The 23,019-nt window shown below is 72.4% G+C and carries 24 protein-coding genes; 15 read left to right on the forward strand and 9 right to left on the reverse strand.

Going from position 1 to position 23,019, the window contains the following annotated elements; genetic code table 11:
• Positions 1-6 precede the first annotated feature (6 nt).
• From IPJ95_03885 to IPJ95_03900, 4 genes are all read right to left on the reverse strand, one after another.
• A complete protein-coding gene (locus tag IPJ95_03885) occupies positions 7-909 on the reverse strand; it encodes a tetratricopeptide repeat protein (protein MBK7922758.1) in 903 nt (300 codons plus the stop codon).
• An 11-nt stretch (positions 910-920) separates the two neighbouring features.
• Positions 921-1,556 (reverse strand): hypothetical protein, encoded by a 636-nt coding sequence (locus IPJ95_03890; protein MBK7922759.1) that lies wholly within the window; start codon positions 1,554-1,556, stop codon positions 921-923.
• The gene (locus IPJ95_03895) at positions 1,556-2,905 is read right to left on the reverse strand and encodes a sigma-54-dependent Fis family transcriptional regulator (protein MBK7922760.1); all 1,350 of its coding nucleotides are present in this window, start codon (positions 2,903-2,905) and stop codon (positions 1,556-1,558) included. The genes IPJ95_03890 and IPJ95_03895 overlap by 1 nt, the downstream gene beginning before the upstream one ends.
• 163 nt (positions 2,906-3,068) lie before the next feature.
• Positions 3,069-4,295 (reverse strand): glycosyltransferase family 4 protein, encoded by a 1,227-nt coding sequence (locus IPJ95_03900; GenBank protein ID MBK7922761.1) that lies wholly within the window; start codon positions 4,293-4,295, stop codon positions 3,069-3,071.
• Between the two features lie 323 nt (positions 4,296-4,618).
• Between IPJ95_03900 and IPJ95_03905 the strand changes: the two genes are divergently transcribed.
• From IPJ95_03905 to IPJ95_03940, 8 genes are all read left to right on the forward strand, one after another.
• Positions 4,619-5,170 carry a sigma-70 family RNA polymerase sigma factor gene (locus tag IPJ95_03905; protein ID MBK7922762.1) on the forward strand — a complete coding sequence of 184 codons (552 nt, stop codon included), beginning with the start codon at positions 4,619-4,621 and terminating at the stop codon, positions 5,168-5,170.
• Between the two features lie 2 nt (positions 5,171-5,172).
• On the forward strand, positions 5,173-5,496 hold the full coding sequence (locus tag IPJ95_03910) for a hypothetical protein (protein ID MBK7922763.1): 324 nt from the start codon (positions 5,173-5,175) through the stop codon (positions 5,494-5,496).
• 11 nt (positions 5,497-5,507) lie between these two features.
• Positions 5,508-5,906 (forward strand): periplasmic heavy metal sensor, encoded by a 399-nt coding sequence (locus IPJ95_03915; GenBank protein ID MBK7922764.1) that lies wholly within the window; start codon positions 5,508-5,510, stop codon positions 5,904-5,906.
• 5 nt (positions 5,907-5,911) lie between these two features.
• Positions 5,912-7,216 carry a TolC family protein gene (locus tag IPJ95_03920; GenBank protein MBK7922765.1) on the forward strand — a complete coding sequence of 435 codons (1,305 nt, stop codon included), beginning with the start codon at positions 5,912-5,914 and terminating at the stop codon, positions 7,214-7,216.
• A complete protein-coding gene (locus IPJ95_03925; GenBank protein MBK7922766.1) occupies positions 7,213-7,962 on the forward strand; it encodes an ABC transporter ATP-binding protein in 750 nt (249 codons plus the stop codon). Before IPJ95_03920 ends, IPJ95_03925 begins: the two co-directional genes overlap by 4 nt.
• Before the next feature lie 7 nt (positions 7,963-7,969).
• Positions 7,970-9,463: an efflux RND transporter periplasmic adaptor subunit gene (locus IPJ95_03930; GenBank protein MBK7922767.1), complete on the forward strand. Its 1,494-nt coding sequence runs from the start codon at positions 7,970-7,972 to the stop codon at positions 9,461-9,463.
• Positions 9,464-9,471: 8 nt separating this feature from the next.
• Positions 9,472-10,680, forward strand: a complete 1,209-nt coding sequence (locus tag IPJ95_03935; GenBank protein MBK7922768.1) for an ABC transporter permease — start codon at positions 9,472-9,474, stop codon at positions 10,678-10,680.
• An 81-nt stretch (positions 10,681-10,761) separates the two neighbouring features.
• Positions 10,762-13,023: a carbohydrate binding family 9 domain-containing protein gene (locus IPJ95_03940; protein ID MBK7922769.1), complete on the forward strand. Its 2,262-nt coding sequence runs from the start codon at positions 10,762-10,764 to the stop codon at positions 13,021-13,023.
• Between the two features lie 7 nt (positions 13,024-13,030).
• Here IPJ95_03940 and IPJ95_03945 read toward each other — a convergent pair whose 3' ends face one another.
• Both IPJ95_03945 and IPJ95_03950 read right to left on the reverse strand, forming a co-directional pair.
• Complete coding sequence (locus tag IPJ95_03945) at positions 13,031-13,267, reverse strand: CPXCG motif-containing cysteine-rich protein (GenBank protein MBK7922770.1); 237 nt, start codon at positions 13,265-13,267, stop codon at positions 13,031-13,033.
• Between the two features lie 4 nt (positions 13,268-13,271).
• Entirely contained in the window at positions 13,272-13,733 is a 462-nt protein-coding gene (locus IPJ95_03950; protein ID MBK7922771.1) for a tryptophan-rich sensory protein, read from the reverse strand.
• A gap of 90 nt (positions 13,734-13,823) precedes the next feature.
• On the opposite strand from IPJ95_03950, the gene IPJ95_03955 reads away from it, so the two are divergent.
• Positions 13,824-14,819: a ketoacyl-ACP synthase III gene (locus IPJ95_03955; GenBank protein MBK7922772.1), complete on the forward strand. Its 996-nt coding sequence runs from the start codon at positions 13,824-13,826 to the stop codon at positions 14,817-14,819.
• Between the two features lie 19 nt (positions 14,820-14,838).
• Here IPJ95_03955 and IPJ95_03960 read toward each other — a convergent pair whose 3' ends face one another.
• A complete protein-coding gene (locus IPJ95_03960) occupies positions 14,839-15,255 on the reverse strand; it encodes a hypothetical protein (protein MBK7922773.1) in 417 nt (138 codons plus the stop codon).
• A gap of 225 nt (positions 15,256-15,480) precedes the next feature.
• Here IPJ95_03960 and IPJ95_03965 point away from each other — a divergent pair, with 225 nt between their 5' ends.
• From IPJ95_03965 to IPJ95_03985, 5 genes are all read left to right on the forward strand, one after another.
• Entirely contained in the window at positions 15,481-16,095 is a 615-nt protein-coding gene (locus tag IPJ95_03965; protein ID MBK7922774.1) for an RNA polymerase sigma factor, read from the forward strand.
• Complete coding sequence (locus IPJ95_03970; GenBank protein ID MBK7922775.1) at positions 16,082-16,462, forward strand: hypothetical protein; 381 nt, start codon at positions 16,082-16,084, stop codon at positions 16,460-16,462. The genes IPJ95_03965 and IPJ95_03970 overlap by 14 nt, the downstream gene beginning before the upstream one ends.
• A 1-nt stretch (position 16,463) precedes the next feature.
• Positions 16,464-16,919, forward strand: coding sequence for a hypothetical protein (locus IPJ95_03975; protein MBK7922776.1), 456 nt, complete (start codon positions 16,464-16,466; stop codon positions 16,917-16,919).
• A 74-nt stretch (positions 16,920-16,993) separates the two neighbouring features.
• A complete protein-coding gene (locus IPJ95_03980; protein MBK7922777.1) occupies positions 16,994-17,257 on the forward strand; it encodes a hypothetical protein in 264 nt (87 codons plus the stop codon).
• A 43-nt stretch (positions 17,258-17,300) separates the two neighbouring features.
• The gene (locus IPJ95_03985; GenBank protein MBK7922778.1) at positions 17,301-17,552 is read left to right on the forward strand and encodes an oxidative damage protection protein; all 252 of its coding nucleotides are present in this window, start codon (positions 17,301-17,303) and stop codon (positions 17,550-17,552) included.
• Between the two features lie 31 nt (positions 17,553-17,583).
• On the opposite strand, the gene IPJ95_03990 is transcribed toward IPJ95_03985, so the two are convergent.
• Positions 17,584-18,549, reverse strand: a complete 966-nt coding sequence (locus IPJ95_03990; protein ID MBK7922779.1) for a DUF3187 family protein — start codon at positions 18,547-18,549, stop codon at positions 17,584-17,586.
• A gap of 111 nt (positions 18,550-18,660) precedes the next feature.
• Between IPJ95_03990 and IPJ95_03995 the strand changes: the two genes are divergently transcribed.
• Positions 18,661-22,413 carry a TonB-dependent receptor gene (locus IPJ95_03995; GenBank protein MBK7922780.1) on the forward strand — a complete coding sequence of 1,251 codons (3,753 nt, stop codon included), beginning with the start codon at positions 18,661-18,663 and terminating at the stop codon, positions 22,411-22,413.
• A 1-nt stretch (position 22,414) separates the two neighbouring features.
• Here the strand turns inward: IPJ95_03995 and IPJ95_04000 are convergent, their stop codons facing one another.
• Positions 22,415-22,981, reverse strand: a complete 567-nt coding sequence (locus IPJ95_04000) for a DNA-3-methyladenine glycosylase 2 family protein (GenBank protein ID MBK7922781.1) — start codon at positions 22,979-22,981, stop codon at positions 22,415-22,417.
• Positions 22,982-23,019: the final 38 nt, after the last annotated feature.

The following is a 23,019-nucleotide window of genomic DNA, read 5'->3' on the forward strand; positions in this document are numbered from 1 at the left end:
CGACGCCTAGGCCCGCGCGCGCGCCTCCTCGTACCAGCGGGCCACGGCCGCGTGCTCCTCGGTAGCGCCCAGCCGCTCCAGCAGCCCGAGCGCCGCCGCCACATCCGCGCCCGCCTCCGCCCAGCGCCGCTCGACAGCACCCAGCCGCGCCCGGGCCTCGAGCGCCTCCGCCTCGATGAGCGGGCTGCCGTACTCCCGGGCCAGGCCCACGGCACGATCCAGCGCGGCACGCGCGGCGGTCACCTGCCCCAGCGCGGTCCGCGCGGCGCCCGCGAGCCGCAGCGCATCGGCCTCGCCAAGGTAGTCGGGGATGGCCGCGTACTGCTCGGCCCCGAGCCGGGCCCCGGCTTCCGCCACCACCGCCTCGCCCCGGCGCAGCGACAGGTCGCCCCGGCCCACGTGGGCCATGGCCAGCAGCCGCTGGTTCCCCGCCTCGCGGGCGTACCCGATGGCGCGCCGCTCATAGCGGTCGGCGGGGTCGTACTGTCCCAGGTCCCGGTAGGCAATGGCCAGGTTGTGGCAGGTCTCGGCGAGGCCGGCGGTGCTGCCGATGCGCTGGTAGGCGGGAATCGCCAGCTGGTACTGGGTGAGCGCCTCCTCCCGCCGCCCGGTGAGGTTGGCGATCATGCCGAGGTTGTTGCAGGCCCGCGCCAGCACCAGCGGATCGGCCGCCTGGCTCGCGAGGTCCAGCGCCCGCGCGAAGGCGGCACTCGCCTCCGGCAGCTCGCCCAGCTCGAAGTGGGCGGCCCCCAGCATGTTCACCGCCCGCCGGTAGATGGCCGCATCCCCCCGCTCCAGTGCCGGCATCGCGGCGAGGAGGCGTTCGCGGGCGGGCCGCAGCAGCCCCTGGCGGAGCTCGCGCTCCGCCGCGGCGACTTCGTCCGGCACCTCGTGGGGATGGGCGGTCATGCCATGTGCTCCTAGTAGGCCACGGCGTAACGGGTGAAGCCGGGCACATCCGCTTCGACTTCCTGCTCCACGGTGTCGACGCTGCTCACCAGCGGCGACCACGGGTCCCCGAGCTGCTCTTCCTTCCAGATCTGCAGGCCGAGCAGGATCGTGGTGTCGGCCGCGGTGACGAACCCGTCCTCGTCGAGATCCGGGTCGGCGTCGCGGAACTTGATCCACAGCCGGGCCGGCCTCGACGGGTTGAACACCAGCCCCGAGGGCGCAAACTGGATGATCAGGTTCGCGGTATCGCTCACCGTCACCGTGATCAGGACGGAGTCACCGCTGGCGAGCGGGTTCCCCGCGCTGTCGCTCACCAGGGTCCGGTCGTCCACCCGGAAGCGGATGAACTCGAAGGAATCGGTGGCCCCGGCGGCCTTCTGGTACATGAGCCGGAGCTCGCGCCGCTCGCCGCGCACCGCCCAGAAGCTCTGGGTACGCTCGGCGAGGGGCGGCGCGGTCACGGCGGGACGCAGGAAGGTCAGACTGTCCTGCGACACCGTGGTGTCGGTGGGGTCGGGGCCGTTGCCACCGCCCCCATCAGAGGCGGTGCTGCAGGCCAGGGCCAGGGCGGCGAGGGTCGCAAGGGAAACGAATCGGGGAGACATCAGAATTCATCCTCGGTGAGGGCGGCCTGCCGTCCGCGGGGGGCCAGCAGTCGGAGCAGGCGGGTACGGGAGATCCCGAGGCGGCGCGCCGCCTCGCTCTTGTTGCCGTCGGCCAGCCGGACCATGGAGGCGGCGGCGGCGCGGACGATGTCGGACATCGCGGCGGGGAACGGCACGCCGTCGGCGGACGACAGCGGCCGGGCGGTATCGAGCCCCAGGTCGGCGGCGTCGAGGACCCCGCCGTCGCACATCAGCAGCGCCCGCTCGATCACGTTGCGCAGCTCGCGGATGTTCCCGCTCCACGGGTGCGCGAGCAACCGGCGCTCGGCGGCCGGCGACAGGGCCGGGACGGCGATCCCGTATTCCCCGGCGAAGCGGCGCAGGAAGCTCCCGGTGAGCAGCAGCAGGTCCTTGCCGCGCTCGCGCAGCGCGGGCAGGCGCAGCCCCACCACGTTGAGCCGGTAGTACAGGTCCTCGCGGAACTCGCCCCGGCGCGAGGCTTCGGCCAGGTCCACGTGGGTGGCGGCGATGACCCGGACATCCACCGCCATGGTGGTGGTCCCGCCGACCCGCCGGATCTCGCGCTGCTCCAGCACCCGGAGCAGCTTGCCCTGCAGCGGCAGGGAGAGGTGGCCGATCTCGTCGAGGAAGATCGTCCCGCCGTTGGCCACCTCGAACAGCCCGGGCTTGGCGGCGCTCGCGTCGGTGAAGGCGCCCTTCTCGTGCCCGAACAGCTCGCTCTCCAGCAGGTTCTCCGGGATCGCGGCGCAGTTCACATCCACGAACGGCGCCTTCTTGCGCGGCCCGTTGTAGTGGACCGCCCGCGCCAGCAGCTCCTTGCCCGTCCCGGTCTCGCCGCCGATGAGCACCGTGACCGCGCCGTGCGGGATGATTCGCGCCGCGCGGTCCAGGGTCTCCCGCAGGGCCGGGCTCTCGCCCAGGATGCCGTCGAACTGGTACTTGGATGCCTCGAGGGTGGTGAAGCTGGCCGAGGCCCCGGCCGTCCGCACCCGCTCGGCCTGCTGCGCCAGCCAGCCCTGCAGCAGCGCCAGGTCCTGCGGCAGCGCGAAGTACTCCCGCGCCCCGGCCCGCATGGCCCGGATGGCGATCCGGTGCTCGGCCGCGGCACCCACCACCGCGATCTCCGGGTGGGTGCCCCGGACGGCCTCCAGCCGGTCCACGATCTGGTCCTCCACCCCCGCGGCGTTCAGGACCACGACGGCCGCCTCAGCGGATGCCCGTTCCCCGACCACCAGCTCGAACCCGGCCGCGGCCGCGAGGCCTGGCCAGATGGCGGCGAAGGAATCGCTCGCGGCGAGCAGGGCGAGCTGGGGCAGCGGTTGCGGCACGGATCCTCGGGCATTCGGGGAAGGGCGGCCTGCACTGCCCCCCTCCAAGGCACGAAGTGGACCGGAATGCTCCAGCAAGGCCGTGCCTCCAAACCCTTTACCAACAAACACTTTACTAATCACGGATCGGCGGGGCCGGCCCTGGCTGTGGTGACGAATTGTGCTAGTCGTACCGAAACGGTACAGGCGGCGGCCCGTCCGGTGCGGCTGTCGAGTCACTGCGCGGATCCCCGGCGGCCGGCAGCGGCACCCGTGGCACCGACCCGACCCGGGGGAGGTCGAGCAGGTGTCGGGCGCTCGCTTCCCATCCGTGGTGGCGGGTCGCTACGGCCCGGGCGTTGGCGCCGAGCCGCTGCCGCAGTGCGTAATCGCGTCGCAGCCGGGACAGGGCCGTGGCGAGCGCCCAGGCATCCACCGCCGGGACCGCGAACCCGGTCAGTTCATGCTCGACCAGGTAACGGCCCGGTCCGACCTGCCGCGCCACGACAGGGCGCCCGGCGGCCATCGCCTCATAGACCTCGAGGGGCCAGCCGGCGTCCACCGGATCGGCCGGCGGGGTGACCACCACGTCCATCGCCGCCAGCCAGCCGGGCACCTCACACGACGGGACGGCGCCGGCGAAGTACGCCCGGTCCGCCAGGCCCCACTCCGCCAGCACCGTCTCCAGCCGCTCCCGTTCCGGGCCGCCGCCGACCAGCAGGAGCTGGCAGTCATCGTGGAACCGGGCGAGGCTGGCGAACGCCCGCAGCAGGACGGGCAGCGCTTCGGCCTCTCCGAGCGGTCCGGCGTAGCCGATGGTGAAGCTTCCGGGCGGGGCGCACCACGCCGGGCAGGGCTGCGGAGTGAACCGTTCCGGCTCGATGGCGTGGCGCACCACCCGGACCCGGTCGGGCGGGATATTGAACGACCGCAGGTAGGCCGCCACCGCGGGCGAGGCCGCGACCAGGGTCCCGGCCGCCGCGAAGGCCCGGTACGCCACGCGAATGCCGGCATGCCCCTCGAGCACCCCCAGGCGACGTCCCTCGAGTTCCACCAGCGGGGCATCGACTTCGAGGATGCTCGGGAGCCCGGCGCCCGCCGCCCAGTCCATGGCGGCGTAGCTCCAGAGGGAGTAGCGCTCGTAGACCAGGTCGAAGGGCCCGGCAGCGTCCAGCGCGGCGCGCAGCTCGCCGTTGACCGACAGGGCGCGCCAGACCGGCGGCAAGCGTCGGGCGGGCCGGCCGGCCGACAGGGCATGCACCGGGATGTCGGCGAGCCCCACCGGGCGCTCCCGCCCGGGCCGGATCGTGAACACCTCGACGGCGTGGCCCAGCGCGCGCAGGGTGCGGAGGAACGCCTGGGCGCGGGCAGCGACCCGCGATCGGCCGAAGAGCGGCTGGTCCCGATCCACGCTGACATACGCGATCCTGAGCGGCCCTCGCGCCGGGACGGCGCGACCGACTGGCAACTCCATGCTACCTCCACCGTAGGGTCAGCCCGCCCGGGACGCCGTGTCCTGTCGCGGCACCGCCGGGCCTGCCTGTGCAAGGGGCGGGCGCGGCCTGCGCCTCCCGGCGATCTTCCGGAGCTTCATGTCCAGCAACAACTTGCAGGCCGGGGACCGAGGCCCTGCCCGGGTCCGGCCCCCCACGATTCGCTCCATCATGGATCGGGGCGGTACAATTCCCGCGCGGCGGCCGCGCCGACACGGTCGATCAACGATTGCCAGGGATGGTGCGTATCTCCGCTGAGTCCGACGCCGCCCTCATCGCCAGGGCCCAGGGTGGTGACCGTGACGCCTTCGGCGTGCTGGTCGGCCGCTACGGGCCCATGGTCCGGCGCCTGACCCGGGCGGTCCTCCACCATGGTGCCGACGCGGACGATGCCGCCCAGGATGCGTTCTTCTCCGCCTGGCAGGCCATCGATCGGTTCGATCCCGCGCAGACCCTCGGGCCCTGGCTGGCCCGCATCGCGGTGAACGCGGCGCGGGACCTGGTCCGGCGTCGCCGGGTCCGGGTCACCGAGCCGGTGCCGATGGACCGCGCCGACCTGGGTCCGCTGCCGGACCGGGCCGCCGAGGCCAGGGTGCAGCGGGGGCGGCTGGCGGCGGCGCTCGCATCCCTGCCGGAGCGGCAACGGCTGGTGGTGGTGCTGTTCGAGGTCGAGGGATACGCCCACGGCGAGATCGCCGGGCTGTTCGGCATCCCCGAGGGCACGGTGCGGTCGGAGCTGTTCCACGCCAAGCGAAAACTGCGTGCGGCGCTTGACGGACTGAGAGAGGAGTGACCATGCAGGAATCGCCCTTCCCCCTGGATCGTGACCCGGCCCTCGAGCGCGGGCTGCGCGACCTGCTTGGCGACGGGGCCGACGCGGGGTTCGCCGCGCGCGTCGTCGCGGGGCTCCCGGCCCGGAACTCCCTCCTCCACGTGCTGGCCGGCTGGGCCCGGCCGGGGATCGCCGCCGCGCTGCTCCTGGCCACCGCGCTCGGGGTGTGGCTCACCCTGCGAGCCGAGGCGGGTGCGGGGGTGAGCCCGCTGGCGGAGGTGGGTGCCTCCGGCCGGCCCCAGGACAGCGACGCCCTCATGGGCGTGGCGCTCGGCGGGGGGCGCTGAGCGTGGCGGCCATGCGCACCGATACCTGGAAGGCCGTGGTGCTGCTCCTGCTGGCCACCTTCGCGGGGGCGGCGGTGGGCAGTGTGGTCACCAGCCGGATGCACGGCGAGCACCGCGACGGCGCGCATGGCCACCGCGGCAGCGACTGGTACATGGACCTGCTCAAGGCGGAACTGCAGCTCACGGCCGCGCAACAGGACAGCGTGCGGCAGGTGCTGGACCATCACCGCGGCGCGATGGACTCCCTCTGGGCCGATGTCGGCGCCCGGATGGACGCGATGCGCCAGGCCATCCGCGCCGACGTCCGGACACTGCTGACCCCCGCGCAGCGTGAGCGGTACGCTGCGCTCACCGCCCGGCTGGACGCCGAGCGGCGTGATTCGACCTCCAGGGATTCGACCAACCGATGACGACGATGATGCCCCGGCGTACCTGGCGGGCCACCCTGGCGCTGCTCGCCGCCCTGGTGGCCGGCCCCCTGGCGGCGCAGACCCCGACCGTGACCCTCGAGGAGGCGGTGCGCCGGGCGCAGCAGGCACAGCCCGCCGTGGTGCAGGCGCGCGGCAGCCTCCGCAACGCCGACGCCCAGGTCCGCTCGTCCACCGGCGCGTTCCTGCCCAGCCTGAACGCGACCTCCTCCGGCACCCGCAGCTACAACGAAACCCAGCGCGTGGGCCCCACCGGCGAACTCGAGAGCGGCGGGACCACCACCAACAGCGTCAACTTCGGGCTGTCCAGCAGCGTGGACCTGTTCACCGGGTTCCGCCGGGGCGCGGACCGCCGCTCGGCGCGGGCCACCCAGGACGCCGCGGAGGCGGGGGTGACCAACGCCGAGTTCCAGGCCGGGCTGACCGCCACGCAGCAGTTCTTCGACGCGCTGGCGGCCCAGCAGCTGGTGCGGGTGCGGGAGGCGGGGGTGCGCCGGGCCGAGGAGCAGCTCAACCTGTCGGCGGCCAAGCTCCGGGTGGGCTCCGCCACCCGTTCCGACTCGCTCCGTTCGGTGGTGAACCTGGGCAACGCGCGGCTGGCGCTGGTCTCGGCCGGCAGTGACGTGGCCCGGACCCAGGCGGCGCTGGCGCGCACCATCGGCCTCGACGGCCGGGTGGCCGCGTCAGACGACTCCGCCTTCTACGCCCCGACGACGAGCATCGACACCACCGCGCTCAACCGCGAGGCGCTGGCCCGCTCCCCGCGGGTGCAGGCCGCCGAGGCGAGCGCGCGGGCGGCGGACGCCTCGGTGAAGGCGGCGCGGTCGCAGTACTTCCCCACCCTGGCCCTGTCAGGGTCGGCCGGATGGAGCGGCAACAACAACTCCGATTACCGGCTCTTCGCCAACCGGCAGCTGCAGCTCGGGCTCTCGTGGCCGATCTTCAACCGGTTCCAGCGGGAACAGACCATCGTCACCCGGCTCTCCAGCCTCGACGCGGCGGAGGCGAGCGCGCAGGACGCGCGGCGCGAGGTGCAGGCCTCGCTGACCACCCAGTATGCCGCGCTCGACGCGGCGCGGGTGCGGATGGAGATCGCCCAGAGCAGCCTCGAGGCCGCCACCGAGGACCTCCGGGTGGTGAGCGAGCGGTACCGGGTCGGGGCGGCGACGATCCTCGACGTGCTCAACTCGCAGGAAGCGCTGGCGCAGGCGGACGTGGACGTGGTCACGGCACGGTTTGACTACCTCAAGGCCCGAGCCCAGATCGAGGCCCTCATCGGACGGCGGCTATGAGCACACTGACGGATACGGCGGAACGGATGGCCCAGCTGCCCGGCGACGTCCCCCGCGATGCGGTGATCGTCACCCGGAACCTGCAGCGCCAGTACGACATGGGGGGCGAGATCGTGCGCGCCCTCCGGGGCGTGGACCTTACCATCCGCCGCAACGAGTACGTGGCCGTGATGGGCCCCTCGGGGTCGGGGAAGTCCACGCTGATGAACCTCATCGGCTGCCTCGACACGCCGAGCGAGGGGGAGTACTGGCTCAATGGCTATCGGGTCTCCGAGCTGGGCGACGACGCCCTGGCGCGGATCCGCAACAAGGAGATCGGGTTCGTCTTCCAGACCTTCAACCTGCTCCCCCGCGCCGACGCGCTGCACAACGTGGAGCTGCCGCTGGTCTACGCCGGCGTGGCCACCCGGGAGCGCCGGGAGCGCGCGGCCGAGGCGTTGCGGCGGGTGGGGCTCGAATCGCGGATGAGCCACCGTCCCAACGAGCTCTCCGGCGGCCAGCGGCAGCGCGTGGCCATCGCCCGGGCGCTGGTCAACCGGCCGAGCATCCTGCTGGCCGACGAGCCCACCGGCAACCTCGACTCCAGCACCAGCGCGGAGATCATGGCGCTGTTCCGCGAGCTGCACACCGAATCGCAGACCATCGTGCTGGTCACGCACGAACACGACATCGCCGCGCACGCCGAGCGGCAGGTCCACCTGCACGACGGCAAGGTCGCGCAGGATTTCCAGACGCCCAGGAACTGACGCCGCCATGCGCAAGACGCTCTCCGTTGCCGTGTTCGCCCTCGCCCTCGCCGCCTGCAGCGAGCCCGAGGCCGCCCCGCTGCCCGTCTACCAGGCGGTGGCGGTCGAGCGGCGGGACATCGTGGTCTCCGCCCGCGCCAACGGCACGATCCAGCCCGACACCACGGTCGAGGTGAAGTCCAAGGCCTCGGGCGAGATCCTCAAGCTCAACGTCGAGACGGGGAGCACGGTGGCCCGGGGCGACCTGCTGATCCAGGTGGACCCGCGCACCGCCAAGAACAGTTTCGCGCAGGCCGAGGCCGATCTCGACGTGGCCAAGGCCAAGCTGGCCAACGCCACGGCCCAGAAGAACCGCTCCGACGCGCTGTTCGAGTCCAAGGCGCTGACCGAGCAGGAGCATGAGCAGGCGGTGCTCGACTTCGCCAACGCCCGCTCGGAGGTGGTGCGGGCCGAGGTGGCGGTCGAGAACGCCCGCATCCGGCTGGAGGACACCGACGTCCGGGCGCCGATCGGCGGCACGATCATCGAGAAGAGCGTGGAGCGCGGGCAGGTGATCTCCTCGCCCACGAGTGACGTGGGCGGCGGCACCGTGCTGCTCCGCATGGCCGACCTCAACCTGGTGCAGGTGCGCACCCTGGTGGACGAGACGGACATCGGCAAGATCCAGCCGGGGCTGCGGGCCACGGTCACGGTGGACGCCTACCCCAACCGGCCGTTCGAGGGCACGGTGCTCAAGATCGAGCCGCTCGCCGTGACGCAGCAGAACGTGACCATGTTCCCGGTCATGGTGCGCATCCAGAACCGCGAGGGGCTGCTCAAGCCGGGGATGAACGCGGACGTCGAGATCCACGTGGGCCGCCGCGACGGCGTGCTCGCCGTGCCCAACGCGGCCCTGCGCACCCAGCGCGACGTCGCCAGCGCGGCGGAGGTCCTGGGGCTGACGGCCACGGAGGTGGCGACCCAGCTGGCCCAGGCCGCCCGCGCGCCCGGGGACAGCGCCCAGGTCCGGCCCGCGAGCGCGGGCGCGAAGCCGGCCGGCGCCACCATGACGCTGCAGAACGGGCAGACCATCACCCTGCCCGAGGGCGTGACCGAAGAACAGGTCCGCAACGCCATGAAGAAGCGCTTCTCCGGCGAGGCCACCACCCCGGCCGAGAAGGCGCTGCTGCAGAAGGTCTTCTCGGGCGCCGGCGGCGGCGGGGCGCGACGCCCCCAGACCGACTCCCGCTTCGGCGGGAAGTACATCGTGTTCGTCCGGCGGGACGGCAAGCCCTTCGCCACCAACATCGCGACGGGCCTCACCGACCTCGACTGGAGCGAGGTGAGCAGCGGCCTCGGCGAGACCGACTCGGTGCTCATCCTGCCCAGCGCTGGGCTGATCGAGTCGCAGAAGGAATTCAATGAACGGATGGCGCGGATGACGGGCGGGGGCGGGATCCCCGGGCTGGCCAACCCGTCCACCAGCTCCAAGGCGCCCACCGCCACCACCACGAGGCCCTGACCATGAACCTGCTCGAGATCATCCGGGTGGCGCTGGGTTCCATCCGGGTGAACGTGCTGCGGTCCATCCTGACGGCCCTGGGCATCATCATCGGCGTGGCCGCCGTCATCACCATGGTGGCCCTCGGCGCCGGCGCCCAGAAGGCCGTCGAGGAACAGATCGCCTCCATCGGGGCCAACGTCCTGCAGGTCTATCCCAACTGGGGCCGCATGGGCGGGGTGGCCAGCGCCACCCGCGTGAGCCTGACCACCGACGACGCCGCCGCCCTGCAGCGCGACGCCACCCAGCTCAAGGCCGTGGTGCCGGAGCTGGGGAACAACCTGCAGGTGAAGTACCTCAACACCAACATCAACACCTCCATCACCGGCGTGACGGCCAACTTCATGCCGGTGAAGCGGTACAAGCTGGCCCACGGGCGGATCTTCAGCGAAGGGGACGACGAGGCCCGTGAGCGCTATGCCGTGCTCGGGTCCGAGATCCCGGTGATGCTCAACGCCAACCCGGCCGCGCTGATCCACCAGACCATCCAGATCCGCGGGATCAGCTTCGAGATCATCGGCGTGCTGCAGCCCAAGGGCGCGAGCAACTCGTGGCAGAACCCCGACGAGATCGTCTTCATCCCGCTCAACACCGCCCGCTACCGGGTCTTCGGCAATGACCGGCTGCGCGCCATCAGCGTGGAGGTGAAGGACAGCGTCCCGGTGGACATCGGGATGGTGGACATCGAGCGGGTGATGCGCCGGGAGCACAAGATCCGCCCCGGCCAGGAGAACGACTTCATGATCCGCGGGTCGCAGGAGGTGCTGGCCACCCAGGCGGCCACCACCCAGATCTTCACCACGCTGCTGGCGAGCATCGCGGCGGTGTCCCTGGTGGTCGGCGGCATCGGCATCATGAACATCATGCTGGTCTCGGTCACCGAGCGGACCCGCGAGATCGGGGTGCGCAAGGCGCTCGGCGCCACCCGGCTCAACATCATGTTCCAGTTCCTCATCGAGGCCCTGGTGCTCTGCCTGGTAGGCGGGCTGCTCGGCATCGGGCTCGGCTGGTGGGTCACCGACACCCTGGCCACCAACAACGGCTGGAACACCCTCATCTCGAGCCAGAGCATCGCGGTCGCGTTCGGGACCAGCGCCGCCATCGGCCTGGTGTTCGGGATCTGGCCCGCCAGCCGGGCCGCCCGGCTCGACCCGATCATCGCCCTGCGGTACGAGTAGCACCCGCGCGCCCCGGGCCTCCCTCCCGACGGAGGGAGGCTGCGGTGCGCCCCTCCCCCTTGCCGACGGACGTCGCTCCGCATGCTGACGCTCATGATGCTCGCGGCCCTCCAGGCCGCCCCGCAGGACACCGGGACCGTGCGCTTCGCCGTGGACCTGCCCCGCCGTGAGGCGCTGGTCACGATCGATGGCGTGCTCGACGAGCCGGTCTGGCGCGAGGCGGCCCGGCTCGACGGCTTCCACCAGTACCAGCCGGTGGATGGGCGGCCCGCCGAGGAGCGGACCGAGGTCCTGGTCTGGTACGCGCCGGGCGCGATCCACTTCGGCATCCTCGCCCACGACCGGCAGCCCCAGGGCATCCGCGCCACCGTGGCCGACCGCGACAACCTCGACGCCGATGACCGGGTCACGATCTACCTGGACACCTTCAACGACCGGCGCCGCGCCTTCTTCTTCACCGTGAATCCGCTCGGGGTGCAGGAGGACGGGGTGCGCAGCGAGGGAGGCTTCACGGCCGGCTCCCTGAGCGGGGGGACCACCGACAAGAACCCCGACTACCTCTGGCAGTCCCGCGGCGTGGTCACCGACTCGGGGTACGTGGTCGAGGTCCGGATCCCCTTCAAGAGCCTGCGCTACCCCGGGGACGGCGCCCAGTCCTGGGGGCTCAACGTGCAGCGCCGGGTGCAGCGCACTGGCTACGACGACACCTGGACCGACGTGCGGCGCGCCAACGCCAGCTACCTGCTGCAGGCCGGCACCGCCACCGGCCTGCACGACCTGCAGCGCGGCCTGAGCGCCGAGGTGCAGCCCTTCGTGACCGCGCAGGCCAACGGCCTCCGCGACGCCTCGGGCTTCACCCGCGAGGACCTCGACCCGAGCGCCGGCGTGAACCTGCGCCTGGGCATCAGCAGCAACGTGTCGATCGACGCCACGTACAATCCGGACTTCAGCCAGGTGGAGTCCGACGCGAGCCTGGTGACCGTCAATGAGCGGTTCGCGCTGTTCTTCTCCGAGAAGCGGCCCTTCTTCCTGGAGGGGATCGAGCTCTTCGCCACCCCCAACCAGCTGGTCTACACCCGCCAGATCGTGAACCCGCTGGTGGGCGGCAAGGTGACCACCAAGGTGGGCCGCACCAACCTGGCGCATCTCTCGGCCATCGACGAGCAGCCGGGCCACAACGCGGTATTCACCGTCACCCGGCTGCGCCGGGACATCGGGGCCAACTCCACCGGCGGGCTCACCCTGACCACCCGCGACCAGGACGGCGCCTTCAACCGCCTGGCGGCCGGCGACGTCCGGGTGGTGTTCGGCAAGCTCTACTACGTGGCGGGACAGCTCGGCGCCTCGTGGACCCGCGACACGCGGAGCGGCGACGCGCGCACCAGCCCCCTCTGGGAGGCCGAGTTCGACCGCACCGGGCGCAGCTGGGGGTTCAACTACAAGCTGACCGGCATCGGGCGCGACTTCTCCGCGCAGGCCGGCTTCGTGCCGCGGAACGACATCATCACGGTCCGCGCCTTCAATCGCTTCTCGTTCTATGGCGCGCGGGGCGCAACGCTCGAGCAGCTCACCGTCTTCTTCGGCCCCAGCCGGCTGTGGCGGTACGACCGGTTCCCCAGCGACGCGCTCGAGGGTTCCGAGAGCGGCGACCTCAACCTGACCTTCCGCGGCGGCTGGAAGGCGTCGGCCCACGCCGAGCACAACTTCACCGACTTCATCCCGGGGGACTACGCCGGCTACGAGACCGGGGCGCCGGGGACGCCGTACGCCCCGCTCGACGGCATCAGCGACGGCTTCTCGTTCTCCGGCAGCGTGACCACCCCGACCTTCCAGGCGCTCAACGCCACCGCGCGCCTGGCCCGCAGCCGTGGGCCGATCTTCCCCGAGGCGTCGCGCGGGTACGAGACCCGCTTCACCTCGAGCCTCTCGCTGCGGCCCACCGGCTCCGTCCGCCTCACGGCCTCCAACACCTGGTCCCGCATCACCCGCGACCGCGACGGTTCGGAGTTCGCGCGCACGATCATCCCGCGGCTCAAGCTGGAGCTGCAGGCCAACCGCGCGCTGTTCTTCCGGGTGGTGGCGGAGTACGTGGCGGAGCGGCGGTCGCCGCTCGAGGACGCCCGGACCGGCGCCCCGCTGTTCGTGAACGGGAGCCAGGTGGTGGGGCGCGAATCGAACCGGATGCGGATGGACTGGCTGGCGTCGTTCGAGCCGACGCCGGGGACGGTGGCCTTCTTCGGGTACGGGGCCTCGCTGGCCGACCGGGAGGCGTTCGCCTTCCGGGACCTGACCCGGGACAGCGACGGCTTCTTCGTGAAGCTGGCCTACCAGTTCCGCTACTGAGCCCGGCTCAGGCCTGGTCGGCCCACACGTCGGCGGCGCCGTCGTCGCCGTAGTGGACGTGCAGCACCCAGGGCTGGCAGCAGACAGGACAGTCCTCCACGTACTCCTGCGCCGCCCCGCTCCCCGGATCCAGGCCGATCGTGCTCACCTCGCCGCAGTAGGGGCAGGTCACCTCGGCCTCGAGGTCGGCCACCCCGTCCCCGAGCGGGAAGTCCTCGTCGAGCGGATCGGGCAGGTCGACCATGGGGTCAGCGGTTGAGGCGCCAGAGGGTGAGGTTCAGGTACCCGGCGAACGTGACCCAGACCAGGTACGGCACGAACAGCCACCCCGCCAGCGGCCGCACCTGCCAGAACGCCACGAGCGTGGCCAGGATGACCACCCAGAAGAGCAGCAGCTCGTAGAACGCCAGGTCCATCCGGTGCCAGTGGAAGAAGAGCCACGACCACAGCACGTTGAGCACCAGCTGCCCCACGAAGAGGGCCAGCGCCAGGGTCACCCCGGTCTCCCCCCGCCGCAGCCAGACCAGCCACGCCGCGACCCCCATCAGGATGAACAGCACCGTCCAGACCGGCGCGAAGACCGCGTTGGGCGGGTTCCATGAGGGCTTGTTCACGCGTTCGTACCACTGGCCGGGCGCGGCCAGGCCACCGATGGTGGCCGCGAGGAACGAGAGCAGGATCCAGCCAGCCAGTGCGAGCATCCGTGTCATACCCCCATCGAACCTGAAGTTCCCGGTGCCTTGCCCCGGCCCACGCGGACGGCGACCTTATCTTCGCCAGTCCACTCCCCGGGGAATCTCATGCAGCACAGCCGTATCCTCGGCACCGGCTTCGCCGTGCCGGACCGCGTCGTCACCAACGCGGACCTGTCGGTCCTCATGGACACCACCGATGAGTGGATCCGCACCCGTACCGGCATCCAGGAACGGCGCTGGGTGGCGGAGGGCCAGAGCGGCGCCGACCTGGCGCTGCAGGCCAGCCGGCGGGCGCTCGAGATGGCCGGCCTCGCGCCGACGGACCTCGACGCGATCGTCTACGCCACCTCCACCCCCGACCACTACGCCCCGGGCAACGGCGTCTTCCTGCAGCGGCTCCTCGGGGTGCAGCCCATTCCCGCGATGGACATCCACCAGGCCTGCAGCGGCTTCATCTACAGCCTGTCGGTGGCCGACGCCTGGATCCGGGTGGGGCTCTTCCGGCGCATCCTGGTGGTGGGCGCGGAGATCCAATCTACCGCCATGGACGTGAGCACACACGGCCGCAACACCGCGGTGATCTTCGCCGATGGCGCCGGCGCCGTGGTGCTCGGCCCCGCCGAGCGCGAAGGTCAGGGGCTGCTCGCCTTCGACCTGCACAGCGACGGGGACCACGCCGAGCTGCTGTGGGTGGACGTGCCCGGCTGCATGTACCACCCGCGGATCACTCGCGAACACATTGACCAGGGGCGGCACTTCCTCTCGATGGATGGCAAGGAAGTGTTCCGGCATGCGGTGACCCGCATGCCGGAATCGGTGCGCGCCGTGCTGGCCAAGGTGGGGGCCAGCCCGGCCGACCTCAGCCTGCTGCTGCCCCACCAGGCCAACCTGCGCATCTCCGAGCTGGTCCAGCGCGAGCTCAAGCTGCGCGACGACCAGGTCTACAACAACATCCAGCGCTACGGCAACACCACCGCCGCCACCATTCCGATCCTGCTCGACGAATGCGTCCGCGGCGGCCGCCTGAAGGACGGGGACCTGCTGGTCATGACCGCCTTCGGGGCCGGGTTCTCCTGGGGCAGCGTCGCCTGCCGCTGGTGACGCCGCCCCGGCCGGCCGCCTAGATCCCGCGGTGACCGTGCGGAGGGCCCTCGCCGCGCCGGTGGTCCCGCATGTCGTGACGCCGCTCCGCCCGCCACGCCTGGTACCTGGCGTACTGCTCCTTGGAGAGCAGCCCCTTCAGCGACTCGTCGAAGGCCCGCTGCTTCTGCTCCAGACCGGTGACCAGCGCCCGGGGACCGTCCCCCCGGGACGGCGTGGAGTCGCGCTCGGCACGATCGCGCCCGCCACGCATCGACGCACGGAACTGCTGCAGGCTGTCGCGGGTGACACGGGTGGCGGCCATCAGGTTGTCATAGAGCACGCCGTACTGCGTGGCCTGCTCCTCGGTGATGCCGGTGAGGTCGCGGAACTCCCCGGGGGCGGGCGGGCCCTCGACCACCACCGGGTCGGGGGCGCGGGCGCGGGGGCGGCCCACCCTGGGCCTCGTGCGCAAGCGGCGCGGCCAGCAGGCCGCAGGCAAAGAAGAGTGTTGGCGCGAGGCGCGCCGGCGACGTCAGGCCGAACATGGAATCCTCCAGTGTAGGTGCGTGGGAGGTACGCCGGCTCCGGCCGGCCCGTTGGCCGCGCACCATCCCAACACTCCGGGCCGGGCCGACGTAACGGAGATGTTCCAGAGCACGTACCCGCGCCGGCCGAGGCGATGACCGCTGTCCACAAGCCGCAGGACCCGATGACCCCAGTCGCGCCGGGCCCCGAGGAGGACGCCAGCCTGATCCGGCTGGCCCAGGGCGGCGACCGCGAGGCGTACGACCGCCTGGTCCGGCGTTACCTCCCGCGCGCCTATACGGTGGCGTTCCGGGTCTCGGGCAACCGGCAGGACGCCGAGGACCTGGTCCAGGACGGCTTCATGTCGGCGTACCGGTCCATCGACCGCTTCGAGGTCGGGCGGCCCTTCGGCCCCTGGCTGTACCGGATCATCACGAACGCCGCCGTGAGTCACCTGCGACGCGAGGGCCGGAGACCCACCGAGTCGCTGGCCGAGCATGCCAGTGCCGGCGGTCCCTCCCCCCTGGGGGAGACCGCGCGCGGGGAGGTCCGGGAGCAGTTCCGCCGCACCCTGGCGGAGCTCCCGGAGAAGCAGCGACTGGCGGTGCAGTGGCACGACGTGGACGGCTTCACCGCGGAAGAGATCGGGGAGAGCCTGGGCGTGCCGTCGGGGACGGTGCGCTGGTACCTGCACCAGGCCCGGCAGACCCTGCGCAAGGCGCTCGCGCCGTGGCACGGGACACTGGAGGAGAGCAATGACGAACACTGATCCGCGGGAGGCCGCGCTGCGGGCCGAACTCCTCGCCACCGCCCCCACGCCCACGCTCGGTGCCGCGGACCAGGAGCGCCTGGCACGCGGCATCGCCGCCCGGATCGCGCGGGAGCCGGCGCCCGCCCCCCCGCGCACCTGGCGGGACGACCTCATCGACCTCGGTCGCGTGGTGGCCCCACTGGCCATTGCCGCGGGGCTCGCAGCGGTCTTCCTGCTCGGCTCGGGGCGGCTCCCCGCCTCGACCAGCACGTCGGCCGAGACCGCCTTCGCCGGCGTCCTGGCAGGCACCAGCGGCTCGGCCTCGCTGCTCGAGTCCGCCGTGGCCGAGTCGGCGGGATGGCTGATCGTGGAAGGAGAACAGTAGGATGCGACAGAAACTCATCGGCGCCGCCGTCCTGGCGGCCCTCTTCCTCAGCGGGGTCGCCGTGGGCATGGCAACCGACCGCTACATGCACCGGCCCCCGATGCGCCGGGGTCCCGGTGGTGAGCACGGCGGCCCGGTCCCGTCGCCGGAGATGCGCGACCGGATGGCGGGCATGATCGTGGACCGGCTCCGGCGGGAACTCGACCTCTCCGGCGACCAGGAGCGACAGCTCCGCGAGATGCTCCCGCGCCACATCGCCGCCCTGGACAGCGTCCGTGCCGCCATTGAGCCCCAGGTGGAGGCGGTGGCTGCCCGCTCGGCGGCGGAGGTGGCCGCCATCCTCACCCCGGCGCAGCGCCAGGTGTGGGAGCAACGCTGGAAGCGGATGGGGATTCCGGCCGGGCCGCCGGGGATGCCCCCCGGCGGAGACCGGGGACACGACGGTCCCCGGCCCTGAATCCAACGACGTGCCTGTTGCGTACTGCAACACGCCGGTCGATTCAGCTCCCTAGGTATGGAAGGTCGGACTCCATGGGGTTCATCTACTTCGCGGTGAGCGCCGCCGCCACGCTCTTCGGCTTTCTCGTCGCGCGCGACTTCGTTCGGCGGCGGCTGCGCTTCGTGGACGCGGTGCGGTCGCCCGCGGCGCCGTGGCTCGCCGGGCTCGGCGCGGCGCTGATCGCGTGGCCGATTGCCGCCCTGCCCCTCGTCACCACCGCCACCACCACCCTGTTCGGCATCGGCGCGGGGCTCGGCACGGCCAGCGGCGTCAAGGCGCTCCGCCGCGGCGACTGATCTCCGGGCCGGGGGTGGCCGCCCCCGTTATACTTGCACCACCATGCCGACCATCGCCTGCGGTCGCTGCGGCCAGTCCCGCGACCAGATGCCCTTCCGCCCGTTCCAGAACGACCTCGGCCTGCGGGTCTTCCAGCACATCTGCAATCCCTGCTGGGGCGATTGGCTCAAGCTGCAGCAGCAGCTGATCAACCACTACGCGCTGAACGTGCGCGATGCCCAGGCCAAGGAATTCCTCTTCAAGCAGATGGAACAGTTCCTCTTCGTCACGCCGATGGAGCCACCCCCGGCCTGAGCCGCCCCACCGCCTCCACTGCCCTTACCACCTACCAGGAATACCCCAGCCGGAAGTTCGCGTCGATCGCCGGGCCGCTGGGCCAGAGGTCCTCGCTCATCCCGAAGCGGAACTCCCGCCCGCTCCTGCCACGGATCACCCACCCGAAGTCGATGGTCAGGTCCCAGCGATCCAGCTGCCGGGCCACCGCGCCTTCGTAGTAGGGACTGTGCAGGTACAGGTTCGCGAAGCTCCAGAGGCTTCCCACGGTGCGCCACCGGGCGCCGCTGGTGCCGAGGAAAAAGAGCCGCTGCTGGATGGCGCGGAGGTGGCCGTCCCGCGGGGTGTACCCGAGGTTGATCGAGCCCTCGTACACCAGGCGCGGCGCCAGGGGCACCCGGAAGGTGTTGAGGAGGCTCAGGGAGGGCTGGCCCCGCCGGAAGCCCGCCCCGGCCGTGCTGGTGGGCAGGGTCAGGGAGAGCACGCTCTGGGCCCGGGTGCCGTGCCTAAGCCCGAGCCCGATCCGGGCGTCACCCAGGGCGGCACCTCGGGCGCGGAACCTGACCGTCCGGCCGTCGGGGAACTGGTAGCGGTAGCCGAAGTCATTGGGGCTGCGGGCATCCCGCTCCGGGTAGTAGATGCCGAAGATGCCGTGATACCAGTCGAGGAATCCATCCAGGACGCCGGGGTAGGCTCCTCCCAGCGGCAGCTCGGCCACGAGGAAGCTCCGGTCCCCGAGATCGTGCGTGGCACTCAGGTTCACCCGCAGCACCTCGGCGTCCAGCATGTACGAGGTGTCGGCCACCGAGGTCCGCAGGCCGAACTCCAGCATGCTGGCGTAGTCCACCCCCACCTGGAAGCGCCAGCCCGCCGTGGGAGCCACCAGCGGCTGGAAGTACAGGCCGCTGCGGGACTCCGCGGCGGGATTCAGGGAGTGGTAGATGGGCAGCGACTGGGCCGCGCACGGCGCGGCCGCCAGCAGGGCCAGGAGGGGGGCGAACCGAGGGGAAGCGGCCATGGGATCCGAGGCAGGGGCGACCGGGGGCGCGGGGCGGCGACCCGAGCCAACAAAGGGCGCCGGACGGTGCGTAACAGCAGGAAGCTAATCCACCACCATCGAGGTTTCGGCATGCGGCGGCTCGGGATTCTCCTTTTCTGCCTCCTCCCCCTGTTTGCCGGGCGGGTCGCCCCGGTGGCCGCCCAGGTCGGGGTCACCACCGACATCCTCACGGGCACCGTGACCGACACCTCCGGCACGCCGCTCACTGGCGCCACCATCGAGGCGGTCTCCCTCGAAACCGGGCATACCCGGAGCGCCAGCACGGATGGCCGCGGCCGGTACCGCATCCTCTTCCCGGACGGGGGCGGGCGGTACCAGCTGTTCGTGAAGCAGATCGGGCACGCGCCAGCCCGGCGACAGCTGGAGCGGGCCGGCGACGACGACCGCCTCTTCGCGGACTTCCGGCTGGTCCCGCAGGCGGTGGCGCTGGAGGAGCTGGTGGTCTCCGGCCGGCGGCAGAATTTCAATGACCCCCGGCCGACGCCGGGCTCCACCGAGACGGTGCAGTCCCCCGACCGGCTGGCGCGACTCCCGCTCGACGCCGGCGACCTCAACGCCATCGCCGCGCTGGCCGCCGGGGTGGTGAGCATCTCCGGGACCGATTCCACGGCCGCGTCGTTTTCCGTGGCCGGCCAGCGCAGCAGCGCCAACAGCACCACGCTCGACGGCCTGACCTTCGGCGCCTCGAGCATCCCGCAGGACGCGGTGCGGAGCACCCGGGTGGTGACCAACACCTACGACGTGTCGCGGGGCCAGTTCAGCGGCGGCCTGATCGCGTCCACCACCCGGAGCGGCACGCGGATCTTCCAGGGCACCGTGAACGGCAGCCTGCGCGACCCGGCGCTCGCGGTGATCCCCGACAGCGTCACCAACCAGCCCCAGGCCCAGCAGCAGCTCTCGTTCGGGGTGGGCGGCCCGCTCATCACCAACCGGCTCTTCGGCTTCGGGGCCGGGCAGGTGCGGCACCGCGGCAACGACCTGATCACGCTGCTCACCCTGGCGGACGGCGGCGCCGAACGATACGGCGTGGCGCAGGACTCGCTCGACCGCTACACCACGATCCTCGGCGGGCTCAACGTCCCCTTCACCACCGGGGCCGTGCCCGACGACCGCTCGGGCACCGACTGGTCGGGCATCGGGCGGCTGGACCTGCTGCTGGGCGAGCGGCACACGCTCACCTTCCGCGGCGACTGGCGCCAGAGCAGCGATGCCCCGGCGCGGCTGGCGCCGCTGGCGCCCCCGGCCAGCGGCGGCCGCACCTCGAGCCGCAGCGGCGGCGGGATGCTGCAGCTCAGCTCGCGGTTCGGGCAGAGCCTGCTCAACGAGGCGAAGGTCTACCTCTCCGGCAGCCGCAACCGCGGCGCACCGTACCTGCAGCTCCCCGCGGGGCGGGTACAGCTCAGCTCCGCGCTCGACGACGGCACCCTCAGCACCTCGAGCCTCTCCTTCGGCGGCAACCCGGGCTTTCCCCAGCGCGGCCACAGCAGCGCCTTCGAGGCCACCAACGAGCTGAGCTGGCTCTCCGGGGAAGCGAGCCACCGGGTGAAGCTGGGGCTGTTCTACACCACGGCCCGCACCACCCAGGAGGTCGCCAGCAACCAGCTCGGCACCTTCACCTTCGAGACGCTGGCCGACCTCGAGGCGGGGCGTCCGTCGCTCTTCACCCGGACCCTCGGCGCCGACCAGCGCACCGGCCGCAGTGCCACCGCCGCCGCCTACCTGGGTGACACCTGGCGCCTGAACCAGGCCTGGCAGCTCACCTTCGGCGTGCGCGGCGAGCACTCCTGGTTCGGGGATGCACCCGCGTACAACGCGACGGTGGACTCCCTCTTCGGCCTGCGCACCGACCGGCTGCCACGGGAGACCCACCTGAGCCCGCGGCTCGGGTTCACCTGGACGCCCCCCTCGACGGATGGGCCGCCCGGCTGGATCGTGCGGGGCGGCTTCGGGGAATTCCGCAGCCCGGTGCCCGCCCAGCTGGCGGTGGCGGCCCAGGCCGCGAGCGGCACGAGCAACGGCCAGACCCAGCTGGTGTGCGCCGGCGCCGCGGCGCCCATCCCCGACTGGACGGCGATGGCCGCCGACCCGGCGGCGATCCCGACCGCCTGCGTGGGTGGCCTCCCCGGGGGGCCCCGGGACGACCTCCCGTCGATCACCGCCTTTGCCCCCGGGTTCACGGCGCCACGGGTGTGGCGCGGCTCCTTCGGCGTGCAGCGACGGGCCGGGCTCCTGACCTATGGCGTGGACCTGAGCGCCGGCGTCGGCGTGAGCCAGCAGGGCTTCCGCGACCGGAACATCGGGGCCAGCCAGTTCGCGCTGGCCGGCGAGGGCGGCCGCCAGGTGTTCGTGCCGGCCAGCGCGTTCGACACGGCGAGCGGGGTGACCACGCTGACCGCCTCCCGGCTCGACCCGGGCTTCGGCCAGGTCTTCGCCGCGGTGTCCGACCTGACCACCCGGTCGGTGCAGGCGGTGTTCTCCTTCGGCGGCATCATCGGCAAGGGCGTGACCCTCTCCGGGTCCTACACCCTGGCGCACACCACCGACGAGTCGTCGTCGGGCGACTTCGGCGGCGGGCGCGGCTTTGCCTCGCAGACCGCGGGCCGCCAGCTCTACGCCAGCGGGCGCAGCGTGAGCGACTTCGACCGGCGGCATTCGATCGTCACCACGCTGACGGTGCCGGTGGCCCGGGGCTTCGAGATCACCGCGATCGGCCGGGCCTCCTCGGGCACCCCGTACACCCCGGGCGCGGCGGGCGACCTCAACGGTGACGGCTCGCGCAACGACCGCGCGTTCATCTTCGACCCGGCGACCACCGCGGACCCGGCGCTCGCCGCCGCCATGGACCGGCTGCTCGCGGCGGCCCCCGCCGGCGCGCGCGACTGCCTGCGCCGCCAGCTGGGGTCCATCGCCGACCGCAACAGCTGCCGGGGCCCGTGGCAGCCGTCGTTCGACCTGCAGCTCAACTGGAAGCCCAGCATGCTGGGCCTCGACCAGCGGCTCACCATCTCGCTGCTGACCTCAAACCTGCTGGCGGGGATGGACCAGCTGTTCCATGACGACGACCACCTGCACGGCTGGGGGCAGTTCTCGCGGCCCGACCCGACCCTGCTCACGGTCCGCGGCTTCGACGCCGCCACCCAGCAGTTCGTCTACGACGTGAACGAGCGCTTCGGCGACATCCGCGGCACCCAGACCTTCCGGCAGCCCTTCCAGGTCGGGCTGCAGCTGCGGCTGGCGCTCGGTGGCAGCTCGCTGTTCGGCGGGGGGCCGGGTGGCTTCGGGGGGCCCGGTGGCCCGGGCGGTCCCGGCGGTCCCGGCGGCCCAGGCGGCTTCGGTGGCCCGCCGCCGGGCGGGTTCGGCGGCCCGCCGGCCGGTGGCCCCCCGCCCGAGGCCGCGGCTGGGGCGGCGGGCGCGGGGGCCGCGCCGGCGGCGCAGCCGACCTTCGCGAGCCGGATCACCCAGGCACTCCGTGACCCGGTCGAGCCGATCATCGCGCTCAACATCGCGCTCCGGCTCACCGACGACCAGCTGGCCAGGCTGCAGGGGCTGAGCACGGAGTTCGCGGCCCGTCGCGACACGCTTGGCACCGACATCCAGAAGGAGATCGAAGGGATGGGGCGCGACCCGGACCGGGCGGTGCTCTTCTCGATGATCCGCAGCCGGATGGAGCACGGGCGGGAGATGTCGCAGGGGATCCTCGACCGCGCCAAGGCGGTGCTGACGGCCGAGCAGTGGGCCCAGCTGCCCGAAGAGGCCAAGGTCCTGCCCCGCTTCGGCGGGCCCGGGGGCCCAGGGGGGCCGGGCGGTCGGCCGCCGCAGTAGGTCAGGCCGGCGTCGGATCCTCCAGCGACCGCCAGAGATACCAGGCGGCGCTGGTGCGGTAGGGGCGGAAGCGCTCGCCCAGGCGTTCCAGCCGCGAGCGCGCCCGGACGCGATACAGCCGCTCCGCGGCGCGCTGGATGCCGCCGTCCCCGACCGGCCAGACGTCCGGCCGCTCAAGCGAGAAGATCAGGAACATCTCGGCGGTCCACACCCCGACGCCCTTCACCTGCACCAGTCGCTCGATCACCGCCGCATCGGACAGGCGGCCGAGTCCGCGCAGGCCACCCGCCTCGGCGAACCGCGCCAGCTCGCGCACATACGACGCCTTCGCCCGGGAGAGGCCGGCGCGCCGCAGCCGCCGCAAGTCGGCGCTGGCCAGGGCCGCCGGACGGATCGGGACCAGCTCCGCCAGCCGGGCCAGGATGCTCGCCGCCGCCTTGCCGGAGATCTGCTGCGACACGATGGCGTCGACCAGGGCCGGGAAGGGAGGCTGGGGCGTGATCGCCGGCGGGCGGTGCCGGGCCACCAGGTCGGCCATGATGGGGCAGGAAAGGAGCGGCGGGTGCATGGGCAGAATCTACCCGGGGACGTGACCCCGACGGCCAG

It is taken from the genome of Gemmatimonadota bacterium (assembly GCA_016713785.1).
Lineage (GTDB): Bacteria > Gemmatimonadota > Gemmatimonadetes > Gemmatimonadales > GWC2-71-9 > JADJOM01.